This is a genomic window from Pseudomonas sp. HC1(2025) (assembly GCF_058742075.1).
Genome location: NZ_CP196017.1, coordinates 2893730 through 2909067, shown reverse-complemented (window position 1 = coordinate 2909067; position 15338 = coordinate 2893730). Strand labels below are relative to the sequence as shown.

Below are 15338 nucleotides of genomic sequence, written 5' to 3'. Positions count from 1 at the left end.
GGCATTCCGAATCCTAAGAGTGCCGTGCTTGAGTATTGTTCATCACCCGGATTTCGCCGGGCAAAGTTGTAAGTTTTTCAAGATGGCAACATCAGGCCTTTCAAATAGTCGCCAAAGCCTCCCTGTGCGCGGCAGTCCAAGCGGGCGCTGGTGATGACTTGTGGAGCATGGCTCCAGGCTATGGTTGCGCCGCAACGCTCCAGTTGGCGCACCAGTTGCACGTCCTCATGGCAGGCCAGGGGTTCAAACCCGCCAGCGCGCACGTAGGCGCCGGCGCTGACGCCGAGGTTGGCCCCATGAATGTGCCGGTGCCCGTCACTGGCCTGATAGGCCTGGTGGTAGCGGATCTGCGCCGCCTCGTCGAAACCGTCGCTCCAGGCATCGACTGTGACGGTGCCACAGACTGCATCCACCCCCAGGGCCAGTTGCGCCACCAGCCAATCGCCCGCCACGCGGCTGTCGGCATCGGTGCAGGAAATCCAGCGCGCGCCCTGGTTCAACAGATGCCGCGCACCGATTCCACGCACCTGGCCGACATTGCGTGCCGCAACGCTCAGGCTGTGTACCCCGAACGCCTCGGCAATGGCGGCGCTGCCATCGGTACAACTGTCGAGCACCACCAGTATCTGTACCTGCTCACCGAGCAGTCCCGGATGGCTGGCGGCGATCATCGCGGCTTTCAGGCACTCGGCCAGCAGCGCCTCTTCGTTATGCACCGGAATCAGAATGCCGATCATCGCAGCCCCTCAAGATGGGCGACCGAGGCGCTTTCGCGAGACCACAGGTCGAGTAGGAAATCACTGTCAGCGACCTGCGCCACGCGCGACATGCCCAGGCGTTGGTGCAGCAGTTGGTGGACCTGTTCGGCGGTTTGCGGGCAACCGTCGATGGGCGCTCGCCAGTGGCAGGCCAGGACCTGGCCATCCGGGCTGAGTGCGCCCAGGGCCTGATCGATCAGCACGCACAAATCGTCATGATCAAGGTAGTAGCACCACTCGCTGAGGACGATCAGTTCGAACGAGCCTTGCGGCCACTGTGCAGGCAAGCGCAGCCGCTCGACCTGGGCGTGGGCAAACTCCTGCAAGCGCGCTTGCGCGAGGGCTACCGCCGCCGTAGCGGTGTCGCAGCACAGCAGGCGCTCACAGCGCGTTGCCAGTTCGGCGCTCAATTCGCCATTGGCGCAGCCGGGTTCGAAAATCGAGGCGTAGCGTGGCCGGGTCAGCAGCGCCAGGGTCAAGGCGCGCTTGCGCTGCTCGTACCAGCGCTGGCGAAAGGCCCAGGGGTCGTCGTTGTCGACAAACAGCTGGTCGAAGTAAGCCGTGGCCACACTCATAGAAACACCACTTCAAAAGGTTGCAACAGCCGCTCCAGCACATGGGGCGGCAAGACGGGCGGCAGGTCGACCTGCGGGTCGCCTTCCAGTTGGCTGGAGAACGCGTGCAGGGCGTGGCGCTTGCGGGCCACGGCCGCGGGTGCCAGGGCAATCTTGTGCGCGCGGTGCCAGGGTACCCGTGGGTCCTCGGGGGTTGCCCAGTGCCAGGTCCACACCGGTAGCTCGATCAGGCGCGCGCCGACTGCCCGGGCCGCCTGGGCACTGGCGCGGCCAACCGCTTCGTGGTCGCAATGGCCGTCTTCGCGCCAGGTGGTGAACACCACGTCTTCGGGTTGCAGGTGCTGCTGGATAAACGCCGTCAGCGCAGGTTCGCGCGCCTGCACCTGGCTGTCGGAAAAACCGCCGCGCAACCAGCTCAGGCGTTGCTGCGGCCAACCCAGGCGCTGCAGGGCCTCGGCCGACTCACGGGGACGAACCTCGCGCAGGCGTTGCCTTGGCCAACGGGTTGAACCCGGATGGCTGGCGCAACCGTCCGTGACTGAAACCAGCAGCAACTCGCGGTCCAACGCCGCCAAGCCTTGTAACAAACCGCCGCAGCCCAGCACTTCATCATCCGGATGGGGCGCGATGATCACCGCGCGGCAACCTTCAGGCACCAGTTGCGCCACGCTGATCAGAGGCAGGCCGGCGACACGGGCAGAGCCTTGCCAGGCGCGCAGGGGCGTGCCTTGGCCGACAATCGGGTTGGCTTTCATAGTTGCCATGTCCCGCCAGCAGCGCTCGACAGATGCTCGCCGAGCGCTGCCAGGTCCCGCTCGGCATGGCTTTGGCGCAAGTACACCGGCAGGTCTGCGATCAATTGCGCGAAGTGCCGGTCCTGGCAATAGGGCCCGGCTCCCATGGCCCTGCCGACGTGATGGATGACTTCGTTGGCCGCCGCTTCAATCACTGCCCGCGTCCGGCGCGCCAGCAACTGGGCGTTGGCCTGGGGTTGCTCGTCGATCTGCCGCGCAGCGCTGCGCAGCACCGTGGCGGCGGCGAACAAGGCCATGTCCACCGCACCCAGATGGGCCAGGGCATGGGGTTCTGCACGACGGTCACAGTGTTCGCGCAGGGCCTCGGCCAAGCGCTGCGCCGCGCCGTACCAGCAGGCGGCGATGCCAACCCCTCCTTGCCAGAACCCTGGGCGTTGCAGGTAATCCCCTGGCTCGCCCACGGCCAGCGCCACGGCATTCTCGAACCGCACTTCGACACTGGCGCACGCGCCCATGCCCACGGCTTGCCAGCCTTCACCGGTGACCTGGACACCCGGCTGGTCCATCGACACTGCAACCAACTGCTGGCGCGCCTGTTCATCCCAGGCAGTCAACAACCCGTGGCTGACCACCGCCGCCCCGGAGCACCAGGCCTTGCGCCCATGCAGCAGCCACTGCGAGCCCTCACGCCGAACCTGCACCCGTGCCGTCGGCGGCTCGGCGGCCCACATGCCCCAGGTGCTACCGGCAGGTGGGGCCGGGCTGTCGAGCTCGGCCATGATCGCCAGTGCATCGGTGTGCCCTTCAAACAGCTTGCACAGGCTCAGGTCGTGGCCGGCCACCTGGGCCAGTTCGCTGAAGCGCAGCAGCGTCTGCCCGCTACCGGGGCGCGGCAATTGGTCGAGGCCCGCATCCACCAGGGCCCTCAGGGTCTGGCCAAGGCCTTGGGTGTCGGCCAGTCCCTGGGGATTGCGTTGCAAAAACCCGTGTAGAGCCATTTCACACCTCTTGCTCATGTTGCAGTTCAAATAGCAGCAACGAGCGTCCGGTCACCGCATATTCGTGGTCAAAATCGAAACGTTCCTGGCCACGCACGGCCGGTTGGTTGGTGTCGACCATGCAGGTCCAGAAGCCGCCATCCGGTACCTGGGGCAAGCGGAAATTCACCAGATCGTGGTGCGCATTCACCACCAGCAACAAGGTGGCGTCGGACCCGGGACGGCGGATCCCGGTTTCCTGGGCGCGCCCATCCATCAACATGCCCAGGCAGCGGCCCTGGCTGTCTTCCCACTGTTCGATGGTCATTTCGTTGCCGTCGGGAGCCAGCCAGGTCACGTCCTTGACCCCGATGTCTTCGTTGTAGTCACCCACCAGGAAGCGCCCGCGCCGCAGGATAGGGTAGGCCAGGCGCAGCTTGATCAGGCGCTTGACGAACTTGAGCAGGGATTTGCCATCTTCATCCAGCTCCCAGTTGACCCAGCCGATTTCGCTGTCCTGGCAGTAGGCATTGTTGTTGCCGTGCTGGGTGCGGGCGAACTCATCCCCGGCCACCAGCATTGGCGTGCCCTGGGCCAGCAACAGGGTGGCGAAGAAGTTGCGCATCTGGCGCAGGCGCAGCGCGTTGATCTCGGGGTCTTCGGTCGGGCCTTCGACGCCGTGGTTCCACGACAGGTTGTTATTGCTGCCGTCCTGATTGTTCTCGTCGTTGGCCTCGTTGTGCTTGTCGTTGTAGGACACCAGGTCGTGCAGGGTGAAACCGTCATGGGCGGTGATGAAATTCACCGAGCTGTAGGGCCGGCGCCCGCGCTGGTTGAACATCTCGCCGGAAGCGGTCATGCGCCCGGCAAAGTCGGCCAACTGGCCGTCATCGCCTTTCCAGAAGGCGCGCACGGTGTCGCGGAAACGGTCATTCCATTCCACCCAGCCAGGCGGGAAGTTGCCCACCTGATAACCGCCTGGGCCCACATCCCAAGGCTCGGCGATCATTTTTACCTGGCGCAGCACCGGGTCCTGGCGGCAGGCGACAAGGAAGCTGTGACGCTCATCAAAACCATCGTGATAACGCCCCAGAATGGTCGCCAGGTCAAAGCGGAAACCATCCACATGCATCTCCGTGGCCCAGTAGCGCAAGGAGTCGGTGACCATTTGCAGTACGCAAGGGTGGCTCAGGTCCAGGGTGTTGCCGGTGCCGGAATCGTTGATATAGAAGCGTTTGTCATCGGGCATCAACCGGTAGTAGGAGGCATTGTCGATGCCGCGCATCGACAGGGTCGGGCCCTGCTCGTTGCCTTCGGCGGTGTGGTTGTAGACCACATCGAGGATCACCTCCAGCTTGGCTTCGTGCAGGTGCGCGACCATTTCCTTGAACTCGGCGATCTTGCCGCTGGCCAGGTAGCGCGGGTCGGGGGCAAAGAAGGCGATGCTGTTGTAGCCCCAGTAGTTGGTCATGCCTTTTTGCAGCAGGTGCTGGTCATTGACGAAGGCGTGGATCGGCAGCAGTTCCACCGATGACACACCCAGTTGGCGGATGTGCTTGAGCACATCGTCGACCATCAACCCGGCGCAGGTGCCGCGCACCGCCTCGGGGACGGACGGATGGCGCATGCTGATGCCGCGCAGATGGGTTTCGTAGATGATCGTGCGGTCCCACGGCGTGCGTACCGGCTGGTCGTTGCCCCAGGTATGGGCCGGGTCGATGACTTTGCATTTGGGCACGAAGGGCGCGCTGTCGCGTTCATCGAAACTGAGGTCGGCATCCGGGTGGCCGATGGTGTAGCCAAACAGCGCTTCGGACCACTTGAGTTCGCCCACCAGCTGCTTGGCATAGGGGTCGATCAGCAATTTATGGTGGTTGAAGCGATGGCCATTGGCCGGGTCGTAGGCACCGTATACGCGGTAGCCATAAATCAGCCCCGGGTGGGCGTCGGGCAAGTAGCCGTGGAATGTCTCGTCGGTGTACTCCGGCAGCTCGATACGCTCCAGTTCGACTTCACCGGTATCGTCGAACAGGCACAGCTCGACCTTGGTGGCGTTGGCCGAGAACAGTGCGAAATTGACCCCCAGACCGTCCCAGGTCGCGCCAAGGGGGAAGGGCAGCCCTTCACGAATCCGCGATGGCTCGGTATCGGGTGTCTTGCTCATGGTGTTGCTCCTGCAAAGTTTTTCCGGGCCGAACGGGGCCGTGCTGACATCAGGTCAGATCAATAATCGAGCATTTTTTGTAGCAGCCGGGTGGCCGGGGATAGCGTCTCGGGTGGTGCTTGATGGAGACCTATCGCCGGCAAGCCGGCTCCTACAGGTGGGGTCAGCCGGCGGGTTTGCGTGGGGCTCGAGGCTTTTTCGCGGCGGCGGGTTTTTCCGCTGGCGGCTTGGCCTTGGCCTTGGCGCCGGCCTTGGGTTTACTAGGCGTCAGAGCCTCGGCTTCAGCCAACTTGCGGGCCATTTCCCAATGGCGGGCTTCCTGGCCTTCGGGCTTACCTTCGGACTCCCAGATCTGATACGCGAATTCACGAACGCGCTTGTCTTCGGTGCTCATCGCAATGCTCCTCACAGAAAATTTCAGCTTTCTTGATCGTCAGAATGGATAAAGACATTCACCGGGAGATCCCCCAGGGCAGCGCTGATCAGTAGCTCCTTGTTGGGTGTGACTGCGCCTGTTTGCAAAAGTCCCTTCCAATTTCGCAGCGTGGCGTCGAACGGTAATGTGATCCGGGTATCGCCCCAAACCTGCGCATCCACCCGGGGCTGGGCGCTGTTTTCAAGCAGGGCGTGAGTCCAGCGCGGTACCACCACCAACAGCCATTGGCCCTGGTACTCACGGCTGAAGGCGACAACCCGTTGGGCATGCCGGCCCAGCACTTGCAGCGGTACATAGCGCCCCCTGGCAAACAGCAGCGGGTGGGCCTTGCGCAGGTTCAAGACCTGGGCAATCAACGCCTGCTTGAGGTGGCCGTCACGCCAGTGCTCAAGCAAGGCATCGGGTGTTGCCGCCAGTGCCTGTTGCCGGGCACTGAAATCCACCGCCCGGCGGTTGTCCGGGTCCACCAGGCTCAAGTCCCAGAATTCGTCGCCCTGGTACAGGTCTGGCACGCCTGGCACGGTGTTGCGCAGCAAGGATTGCGCCAGCCCGTTCAACGCGCCGGCAGGGGCGATGGCCTCGGTTGCCGCGTGGATCGCCGTGCGCAAGGTCAGACCGGCGGGGTCGAGCAGCAAGCGGCTGAGGAAGGCTTCGACACCTTGCTCATAAACATCGTTGGGGGCGCTCCAGCTGCTGTGCAGCTTGGCTTCGCGCAGGGCCTTTTGTTGCCATTGCCAGAGGCGCTGCTGATAGTTGCCGGTGTTCTCAATGCCCAGGTCCAGGGGCCAACTGCCCAGCAGCACCTGATACAGGATCAGCTCATCACCGGCCGAGGGGATGGCCGGATCGTCGCGCAGGGGCGCCGCCAGCCGGCGCCACTGCTGCACCTGCTCGGCATACCACGGTGCGCACTCGCTGAGCACCGCCAGGCGCGCGCGGCTGTCTTCGCCGCGCTTGTGATCGTGGGTGGCGGTGGCCAGCAGGTTATCGGGGAAGGTGTGCAGGCGCTGCTGGTTGGCGGCATGGAAGTCGGCCAGGGGCGCGCTGAACTGTTCGGTACTGAAGCCCACGTCATTGCGTGAGAGCAACACTGCCGAGCGGTAGAAGGCCGTGTCTTCCACCGCCTTGGCGGCTGCCGGCGAGGTCAGTTGCTGGAAGCGCACGCAGGCGTGCTTGAGGATCTTGCGCGGTTGCCCCACCGGGCGCTCGCGCCAGGGTTGCCCGCCGAGCCACTGTTGCAGGTAGTCGAGCACCGGCCAGTCAGCTTCGCTCAAGGTCCCACGGGCGCCGGCCAGGGCCTGTTGGAACACGCGCTCGTCCGCGGCGCTACGGCCACCTGCGCTGATATAGGTGCGGTACACCGGGAAATGCACGACCAGTTCCTGCAAGGCGCGGCGGATTGCGCCCAGGGTCAGGTCGCGACTCATCACATCCGCGCGGGCCACTTGCAGCAGGGCCTGGGCCACGCTTTCAAAATCCCCGGCGAGGGAGCCGTTGAGGATTTGTTGCCGGGCCAGCCAGGCTTCCTCGATAAACGCCGAAGGCCGCTCGGTAGCCTCGCTCCAGAGCTGGGCCAAGGCCTCGAATCCCTGGGGATCATGCTGCATCAGCGACACCTGGTTCATGAACTCATAGCCGGTGGTGCCATCGACCCGCCAGTCTTCGCGCAGGGTTTCGCCGGCGCCGAGGATCTTCTCGACAAAAATCGGCAAGTGTCGGGTCGGCGACAACCCATCCACGCGCCGCCGCAACTTGCGGCAATAGCCCCGTGGATCGGCCAGGCCGTCGATATGGTCGATGCGCAGGCCATCCACCAGGCCTTCGCTGATCAGCTGGAAAATCTTGCTGTGGGTGGCCTCGAATACGGTGGTCCGTTCCACCCGCAGGCCACCGAGCTCGTTGACGTCGAAAAAGCGCCGCCAGTTGATGTCATCCGCCGCCGTGCGCCAACTGGCCAGGCGATAGGCTTGCTGTTCCAGCAGTTGATGCAGGCGCAAAAAACCTTCGCGCTGGCGCCCGTCAAACCATTGCAGGGCGTGCTCGATGGCTGCCAGGGTCAGTGGGTCGCGGGCCTGTTGTGCCAGTTGCTGTTTAAGCTCGCCCGCCAGGGGCCAGGCATCGGCCTGATAGGCCAGGGCGCTGAAGCGGTCGGCCAGCGCTTTGAGCGGGGCATGGGCGCGCAGGATATCGCCGTAATCACTGGGGCAGATCGGGAAGCGGTGTTCGTAGTGCTCGACAAAAAAGCTGCCCTGGGCCGGGTCAAACCGCAGGGGCAGGTTGCCACTTTGCAAGGCTTCGCCGTAGTCGCTGCCAAGGAAGGGCATCAGCAGTTGGCCCTTGAGCAGCGGGTCCGGTGAATGCCACTGGATGTCGAAGAATTCGCTGTAGGGGCTCAGGCGCCCCCATTCCAGCAAGTCCAGCCACCAGGGGTTGTCGCTGCCGCCGACGGCCATATGGTTGGACACGATGTCCAGAATCAGGCCCATGCCGTGCGCGCGCAGGGCCGCTACCAGGCGACGCAAGGCGGGTTCGCCGCCCAGTTCCGGGTTGACGGTGGTCGGGTCGACCACATCGTAGCCATGCATCGAGCCGGCGCGGGCCTTGAGCAGGGGCGAAGCGTACAGGTGGCTGATGCCCAGGCTGGCGAAATACGGCACCAGCGGCACCGCATCATCCAGGGTAAAACCCTTGTGAAATTGCAGGCGTTGGGTGGCCCGGAGCAAGACGGCGCTCATCGGTCACGCTCCAGGGCCTGATTGCGCGCCACCGCCAGCAACTCCAGGCGGCGCGCGGCGTTTTCATCGTCGAGCAGCTGCGCGGCGTCCCCCGGCAGGCGTCGGCGCCAGTTGGGGTGGGTGTCGATGGTGCCGGGCAGGTTGGCCTGTTCCTCGACGCCCAGGGCATCCTCCAGAGGTAGCAGTACCAGGGGCGCACGGGTGTGACCGAGGTAGCGCACGCTGGCATCGAGTATGTGGTCAGTTTCGTTGCGCAGCTCATCGCGAAAGTTCTGCGGGTCTTGCACCAAGGCCTGGCGCAGTGACTCGCGCTCGCGCTGGCGGTGCTCGCTCCATTGCTCCACCGTGGGCACGTCGATCAGCCCCAGTTGCACATTCCAGTCGATATCGCGGCTGTGCCACCAACCATTGAGTGTCGGCAGGTCGTGAGTGCTGGTGGTGGCCAGGGCGTTATCCGGCCAGTCGAGGATCGGCGTGAAGTGCCCGCCATGGTCCTGCTCGAACAACAGCACGCGCATGCCGAGCATGGCACGGGCGCTGAGTTTTTCCCGCAGGCCCTCGGGCACCGTGCCCAGGTCTTCGCCCAGCACAATCGCCTGGTGGCGGCTGGACTCCAAGGCCAGCAGGCGCAGCAGGTCGTCTACCGGGTAATACAGGTACGCGCCTTGTTTGGGTGAAGCATCCCGGGGGATGACCCACAGCTGTTGCAGGCCCATCACATGGTCGATCCGCAGGCCGCCGGCATGGGCGAAGTTGGCCCGCAGCATTTCGATAAATGCGCGAAAGCCGTTGCGCTTCAGGCCTTCAGGAGAAAACGCGGAGATGCCCCAGCCCTGGCCGGCACGGTTGAGGATATCCGGTGGCGCGCCCACGGTCAGGTCGGCCAGCAGCTCATCCTGACGGCTCCAGGCCTGGCTGCCGGCGCCATCGGCACCCACGGCCAGGTCGGCAATCAGGCCGATGCCCATGCCACTGCCGCGGGCGGCCTGTTGGGCGCGCGCCAGGCAGCGGGCGATCAGCCATTGGTTGAAGGCATAGAAACCGATCGCTTCGCCCTGTTCGGCGGCGAATTGCGCCAGCGCAGCGCTGGCGGGGTCGCGCCAGTCCTCGGGCCATTGGCGCCAGTCGAGGCTCTCACCGTTGGCGGCGCGCGCGGCCTGCAAGGCTTCGAAGCGGCAGTGGTTTTCCAGGGCCTCGCCACCGGCCTCGCGGAAACTGAGAAAGTCCGCCTGCTGCGGGTGCTCGCCCTGGCGAAAGTCCTCGTACAGGGCGCGCAGCAGGCGTTGCTTGGCCTTGGCGGCGGCGGGCCAGTCGATCAGGCTTTGTTGTTCCAGTTCGTGCAACTCGTCGGCCAGTCCCGTGGCCTCGATGGCGCTGTGCACGGCGCGTTCGCCGAGGATGCAACCGGGGGACGCATACAGGCTATTGAGAAACAGGCGGCTGGACGGCGAATAAGGGCTATAGCGCTCGGTATCGGCACTGAACATGGCATGCAGCGGGCTGATCGCCAGGGCGTCGACACCCCGCTCAGCGGCAGCGCGAGCCAGTTGTTCCAGGGCCTGGGTGTCGCCAAACCCACAGTCGCCGCTGCGGCGCAGGGCATACAACTGGGCACTCAGGCCCCAGGCGCGGGCAGGCTGGCTGTCCACCGCCTCGGCGACAGTGAAACAACGTTCAGGGGCCACGGCCAGGGTGAAGGATTGATCGGCGATCTGCACCCGGTGATAGCCCACGGGCAACACGCCAGGCAGGGTGGCCTGGGCATCCAGCGCAAGGTCCCGGGTACTGCCGTCCTCCAGATGAGCCTGGCACGGCGTACCCGGGGCAAAGTAGGCGGCCAGGTCCAGGCCTGCGCCCACGTCCACGGTCAACAGCGGCGCCAGGTGCCGATCTTGCTGCACGCGCTCCAGCTCTTGCAGGCTGGCGGCGATGGCGGCGTCGGTGTCGGCGGGGTGGCCAAGGCCATGGAGCACGGCACGCAGCGCGTCGGCGCTGACATGTTGCGGCCGGCCGTTGGCGTCGATCCAGTCCACCGCCAGGCCCGCACGGCTGGCGAGTATTTCCAATTGCGCTTCGCTCAAGAGTGCTCTCCAACAGATGATGAGGTGTCACCCGGCGCCAAGCTGACGCGGGCAGAGAAGGGCGTGAGTAACGCGGCGTCATTGCTGGTGCTGAACAGTTGGCCGATAGCGGCCGGGGGCTGCAGGGTGGCCGGCCCCAGGTTGAGGTCGATCTGCAATACGCTGCCATTGCCCAGGCGCCAGCGTGCAGACACCGCGCCCTGGCCCAAGACTTGGGCGCCGAGGGCGGTGCTGCCGGGCAGGTGCGGCACGATATGCTGCTGGCGCAGGCCCAGCAGTTGCCGGTATAGCGCAGCAGGTGCCTGGGTAAACCGGGGTATGGAGCGTTCGAAAGTCTGTAGCGCGTTGGGGTCGGGAATCTGCGCGCGGCGCTGGGGATCACTGAAGGCGGCAAAATCAGCAAATTCGTTGCGCCGGCCTTCGCGCACCGCCTCGGCCAGCTCGCCGTGATGGTCGGTAAAGAACAGGAAGGGCTGCTCGGCGTTGACTTCATCCCCCATGAACAACAGCGGGATCATCGGCGACATCAATAGCAGCACGGTCGCTGCCTGCAACGCCTGGGGCGAACACAACTGGTGCAGGCGCTCGCCGAGCGCACGGTTGCCGATCTGGTCGTGATTCTGCAAAAACAGCACAAAGGCACTGGGGGGCAAATGCCCGCTGGGCTCGCCGCGTCGGGTACCGTGGCGCGTGGTCTGGCCTTGGTAGATAAACCCTTCGCCCAGGCAGCGGGCCAGCTTGGCGGTGGGGTCGTCGGCAAAATCGGCGTAGTAGGCGTCGGTCTCGCCGGTCAACAGCACATGCAAGGCGTTATGCCCGTCATCGTTCCATTGCGCATCGAAGCCTTGCTGCAACAGGCTGGCCTGATTGAATTCGTTTTCCAGGACCAGCCATACATGGCGCGCCGGGTCGACCTGCTCACGCACCCGTTGGGCCAGCTCCTTTAGGAACGAGGGGTCGTTGATGGCATGCACCGCATCCAGGCGCAGGCCATCGAAGCGGTATTCGAGGAGCCACATCAGGGCGTTGTCGATAAAGAAGTCGCGCACTTCGCGGCGGCCAAAGTCGATCCCGGCGCCCCAGGGGGTGTGGGTGTCTTCGTGGAAAAAGCCCTTGGCGTACTGGCCCAGGTAATTGCCGTCGGGGCCGAAGTGGTTGTAGACCACATCGAGGATCACCGCCAGGCCATGCTCGTGGGCACTGTCGACCAGCTGTTTCAACTGCTCCGGCGTGCCCAGGGACGCTTGCGGTGCGTAGGGCAGGACCCCGTCGTAACCCCAATTGCGCTCGCCGGGATACTGCGCCAAGGGCATCAGTTCGATGGCGGTGACGCCCAGTTCCGCCAGGCGCGGCAAGTGCTGCTCCACTGCGGCGTAGCCCCCGAGTATCCCCACATGCAGCTCGTAGATCACCGCTTCATGCCAGGGCCGGCCTTGCCAGGTGCCGTGGCGCCAGGGGTAGGCCAGGGGATCGACCACCACGCTGTCACCCTGCACACCTGCGTATTGGAGGCGCGAGGCCGGGTCCGGCACATCCAGCTCGCCATCGATGTTGTAGTGGTAGCGGGTGCCAGCCCCACAGCGCACGTAGGCGACAAACCAGCCCTCTGCTTGGGGCAGCATGGGCACCGACTGACCCTCGTGCAGCTCGACGCTGACGTAAAACGCGTCAGGTGCCCACAGGGCGAAGCGGGTGTGTTGCGCATCCTGCATGATCGCGCCGTGGGGCCATGTTTCCAGAGTCCGTAACGGCATCTATCCTGACCTCTTTATACTTTCCCTGATTTTCCCAGCGCTTTCGCTACCAGTTTCTTGTAAAGTTCGGCATAGGGTTCCACCGCCTGGCACCAGTTGAACGGCGCGGCCATGGCCCGGCAACGCATGGCGTTGAGCAGGCCTGGGAAGGCAAACACCTTGAAGGCACGGGCGAGGGCGGCTTCGTAGCTTTGTACGGTGGATTCGTCGAACAGAAAGCCGGTCACGCCGTCTTCAATAGTGTCTGCCAGGCCACCGGTATTGCGCGCCACCGGCAGCGAGCCGAAACGCTGGGCGTACATCTGGCTCAAGCCGCAGGGCTCGTAGCGCGAGGGCATCAACAAGAAGTCGCTGCCGGCAAACATGCGGCGCGCGTCGGTTTCGTTGAAGCCGATGCGCACACCGATGCGGCCGGGGAATCGCAGGGCCAGGGCGCGCATGGCCTGTTCTTCTTCCGGCTCGCCACGGCCGATAATGGCAATTTGCCCGCCGTTTTCCACGATAAACCCGGCGACGGCTTCGGTCAGGTCCAGGCCTTTCTGGTACACCAGGCGCGAGACCACGGCAAACAGGGCGCCGGTGGACTCGTCCAGGCCAAACAGCTTGCGCACATGGCTGGCGTTGACCGCCTTGCCTTGCCAGTCGCCGATATTGAATGGGTGATCCAGGTGCGGGTCGGTGGACGATTCCCAGCTTTCATCGATGCCGTTGGGGATACCACTGAGCAGACCTTGCTGGGTCTTGCTGGCGAGAAAGCCATCCAGGCCGCAGCCAAACTCGGGCGTGGTGATTTCCCGGGCATAGGTGGCGCTGACCGTGGTGATGTGACTGGAATACGCCATGCCGGCCTTGAGGAATGACATCTTGCCGTAGAATTCCATGCCTTCTTGTTGCAAGGCATGTTCGGGAATCCCCAGTTCCGGGCACGAGGCCAGGCTGACCACACCCTGGTAGGCCAGGTTATGGATGGTAAACAGCGTAGGGGTGCGTGACCCACGCCAGTGCATGTACGCCGGGGCCAGGCCGGCTGGCCAGTCATGGGCGTGCACCAGGTCCGGGCACCAATGGATTTGCGCAAGGTTGGCGGCAATATCGGCGGCGGCCAGGCCCAGGCGGGCGAAGCGGATGTGGTTGTCGGGCCAATCGCGACCATTGTTGGCGCCATAGGGCGTGCCTTCACGCTCGTACAGTTCGGGGCAGATCAGTACATAGATAACCAGGCCGTCCTTGAGGTCCATGCGCCCGATCTTGCACGGCGGCAGCGCGGCATGCCCGCCCAACTCGCCGATGATGTGGATCGGGTTGTCGCTGTCCAGCACCTGGCGGTAGCCCGGAATCAGCACCCGCACATCGTGCAGGTGGGCCATGGCACGGGGCAGGGCAGCGGATACATCGCCCAGGCCACCGGTTTTCACCAGGTCGGCCAGCTCCGAGGTCACAAACAGCACTTTCTTGCGATTGGGGTTTTGAGACGAGACCGGCCGCACTGCGCCGGGCAGGTCAACCAAGGCGGTTGGCCCATCGACCGGCTGACTGAAACGCTGTCCCTGAATTCCCGAAGCGGCACTGATCATAGTTCTCTCCCATGTGGTGGTCAGCCGAGAGCCTGGCGCCCTCAGCGAAAGTCAACCGCGTCCTGCGGTCACGCGCACTAGCACTGCACAGACTGGCAAGGCTTATGCCAATTGCACCGAACTGATAAATAGATTGGATGGGCGGACGTCCGGCTGGCGCCGGTGGCGTGCGTCCTACCTTAAACCTGACCTACGGCAGAGTTGGAAAGTTTCGATTTATTGCGGGGGCTTTTGTTCTGATCGTGACCCATCGGTCATCAGTCTAGGACACAGCCCAGAGCCTGCAAGGCTTGTAGGATAATTTTGTAGGACAATATTATTTTTCAGGCAGGCGCCTCCCTTGCAGGAGCCGGCTTGCCGGTGATGGCGACCTTGGGGAGTGCGTCGCTGCTGAGGGCTTCATCGCCGGCAAGCCGGCTCCTACGGGGGGATCGCCTCTTGATGGGGCATCGGGGTTGGGCTGCTCGATAGTGGTGCGGGATGCTACTTAAAGTGACTTGTTAAGAGTTAATACCCATATAAATCAATATCTTGATGTATATATGTGAAGCTATTTATCATGTCAGGCTGCGCAAGACCCGCCCACTGGCCCACGCCTGGATATCCTCGATCATCTGCCCATAGAACTGCCGGTAGTTGCGCGCGCTGACATAACCCACATGGGGGGTGGCCAACACGTTGGGCAGATGGCGAAACGGGTGGTCGACCGGCAAGGGCTCCTGCTCGAACACATCCAGTGCCGCGCCCGCCAGTCGCCCATCGCGCAGCGCATCGATCAGGGCCGCCTCATCGACGATCGGCCCGCGCGCCGTGTTCACCAGGCGTGCGCCGGGTTTCATCCAGCCCAGGGCCTGGGCATCCACCATGCCGCGGCTGCGCTCGCTGAGTACCAGGTGAATCGACAGCACGTCGGCCTGTTCGAACAGTTCGCGCTTGCTGACCCAGGTCACGCCTACATCGGCGGCGCGTTGCGCAGTGAGGTTTTCACTCCAGGCGATCACGCGCATGCCAAACACCTGGCCAAACTGCGCGACACGCTGGCCGATACTGCCCAGCCCGAGGATACCCAGGGTCTGGCCATGCAGATCGCCGCCCAGCCCTTGCTGCCACTGGCCGGCACGCAAGGAGGTCGCTTCGGCCAGCAGATTGCGGGTGGAGGCCATGATCAGGGCCCAGGTCAGCTCCGGTGCCGCATGTTTGTAGCTGTCGGTGCCACACACCTGGATACCCAGGGCCTTGGCGGCGCCAAGGTCGATGGCGGCATTGCGCATGCCGCCGGTGACCAGCAACTTGAGCCCCGGCAGCCCTTGCAGCAGCGCCTGGTCAAACACTGTGCGCTCGCGCATCACGCAAATCACCGCAAAACCCTGCAAGCGTGCGATCAAGGTGGCGGTGTCGGCAGGGTAATCGTGAAGGAAATGCACTTGGCCGATCGCCTCCAGGGCGGACCAGTCCACCACCTCGCGGGCCACATCTTGCCAATCATCAATGACTGCGATCTGAACTGACATGCACGGTGCCTCGCTTAG

General features: G+C 64.1%; 11 protein-coding genes. All 11 read right to left on the bottom strand.

Annotated features, from left to right (window positions below; all coding sequences use genetic code 11):
- Positions 1–77: 77 nt before the first annotated feature.
- Positions 78–737, bottom strand: a complete 660-nt coding sequence (locus tag ACSSVH_RS13135) for a glycosyltransferase family 2 protein (protein ID WP_169951772.1) — start codon at positions 735–737, stop codon at positions 78–80.
- Positions 734–1333: an SAM-dependent methyltransferase gene (locus ACSSVH_RS13130; protein WP_169951770.1), complete on the bottom strand. Its 600-nt coding sequence runs from the start codon at positions 1331–1333 to the stop codon at positions 734–736. The genes ACSSVH_RS13135 and ACSSVH_RS13130 overlap by 4 nt, the downstream gene beginning before the upstream one ends.
- Positions 1330–2088: a PIG-L deacetylase family protein gene (locus ACSSVH_RS13125; protein WP_492634713.1), complete on the bottom strand. Its 759-nt coding sequence runs from the start codon at positions 2086–2088 to the stop codon at positions 1330–1332. Before ACSSVH_RS13125 ends, ACSSVH_RS13130 begins: the two co-directional genes overlap by 4 nt.
- A complete protein-coding gene (locus ACSSVH_RS13120; protein WP_432754151.1) occupies positions 2085–3086 on the bottom strand; it encodes an acyl-CoA dehydrogenase family protein in 1002 nt (333 codons plus the stop codon). Before ACSSVH_RS13120 ends, ACSSVH_RS13125 begins: the two co-directional genes overlap by 4 nt.
- Position 3087: 1 nt before the next feature.
- Positions 3088–5229 carry a glycogen debranching protein GlgX gene (glgX, locus tag ACSSVH_RS13115; protein ID WP_169951766.1) on the bottom strand — a complete coding sequence of 714 codons (2142 nt, stop codon included), beginning with the start codon at positions 5227–5229 and terminating at the stop codon, positions 3088–3090.
- Positions 5230–5392: 163 nt separating this feature from the next.
- Positions 5393–5623, bottom strand: coding sequence for a DUF2934 domain-containing protein (locus ACSSVH_RS13110; RefSeq protein WP_169951764.1), 231 nt, complete (start codon positions 5621–5623; stop codon positions 5393–5395).
- 23 nt (positions 5624–5646) lie between these two features.
- Entirely contained in the window at positions 5647–8400 is a 2754-nt protein-coding gene (locus ACSSVH_RS13105; RefSeq protein ID WP_492634682.1) for a malto-oligosyltrehalose synthase, read from the bottom strand.
- Complete coding sequence (malQ, locus tag ACSSVH_RS13100) at positions 8397–10481, bottom strand: 4-alpha-glucanotransferase (RefSeq protein WP_492634681.1); 2085 nt, start codon at positions 10479–10481, stop codon at positions 8397–8399. The genes ACSSVH_RS13105 and malQ overlap by 4 nt, the downstream gene beginning before the upstream one ends.
- The gene (gene treZ, locus ACSSVH_RS13095; RefSeq protein WP_492634680.1) at positions 10478–12235 is read right to left on the bottom strand and encodes a malto-oligosyltrehalose trehalohydrolase; all 1758 of its coding nucleotides are present in this window, start codon (positions 12233–12235) and stop codon (positions 10478–10480) included. The genes malQ and treZ overlap by 4 nt, the downstream gene beginning before the upstream one ends.
- A 14-nt stretch (positions 12236–12249) precedes the next feature.
- Positions 12250–13809, bottom strand: coding sequence for a glycogen synthase GlgA (gene glgA / locus ACSSVH_RS13090; RefSeq protein WP_492634679.1), 1560 nt, complete (start codon positions 13807–13809; stop codon positions 12250–12252).
- 557 nt (positions 13810–14366) lie between these two features.
- Entirely contained in the window at positions 14367–15320 is a 954-nt protein-coding gene (locus ACSSVH_RS13085) for a D-2-hydroxyacid dehydrogenase family protein (protein WP_492634678.1), read from the bottom strand.
- Between the last annotated feature and the right edge of the window lie 18 nt (positions 15321–15338).

Bases quoted from the DNA above. Each gene is read 5' to 3' on its own strand.
- treZ (WP_492634680.1), bottom strand. From the start codon at position 12,235: ATGCCGTTACGGACTCTGGAAACATGGCCCCACGGCGCGATCATGCAG.
- ACSSVH_RS13085 (WP_492634678.1), bottom strand. From the start codon at position 15,320: ATGTCAGTTCAGATCGCAGTCATTGATGATTGGCAAGATGTGGCCCGC.
- ACSSVH_RS13120 (WP_432754151.1), bottom strand. From the start codon at position 3,086: ATGGCTCTACACGGGTTTTTGCAACGCAATCCCCAGGGACTGGCCGAC.
- ACSSVH_RS13125 (WP_492634713.1), bottom strand. From the start codon at position 2,088: ATGAAAGCCAACCCGATTGTCGGCCAAGGCACGCCCCTGCGCGCCTGG.
- ACSSVH_RS13110 (WP_169951764.1), bottom strand. From the start codon at position 5,623: ATGAGCACCGAAGACAAGCGCGTTCGTGAATTCGCGTATCAGATCTGG.
- ACSSVH_RS13105 (WP_492634682.1), bottom strand. From the start codon at position 8,400: ATGAGCGCCGTCTTGCTCCGGGCCACCCAACGCCTGCAATTTCACAAG.
- glgX (WP_169951766.1), bottom strand. From the start codon at position 5,229: ATGAGCAAGACACCCGATACCGAGCCATCGCGGATTCGTGAAGGGCTG.
- glgA (WP_492634679.1), bottom strand. From the start codon at position 13,809: ATGATCAGTGCCGCTTCGGGAATTCAGGGACAGCGTTTCAGTCAGCCG.
- ACSSVH_RS13130 (WP_169951770.1), bottom strand. From the start codon at position 1,333: ATGAGTGTGGCCACGGCTTACTTCGACCAGCTGTTTGTCGACAACGAC.
- ACSSVH_RS13135 (WP_169951772.1), bottom strand. From the start codon at position 737: ATGATCGGCATTCTGATTCCGGTGCATAACGAAGAGGCGCTGCTGGCC.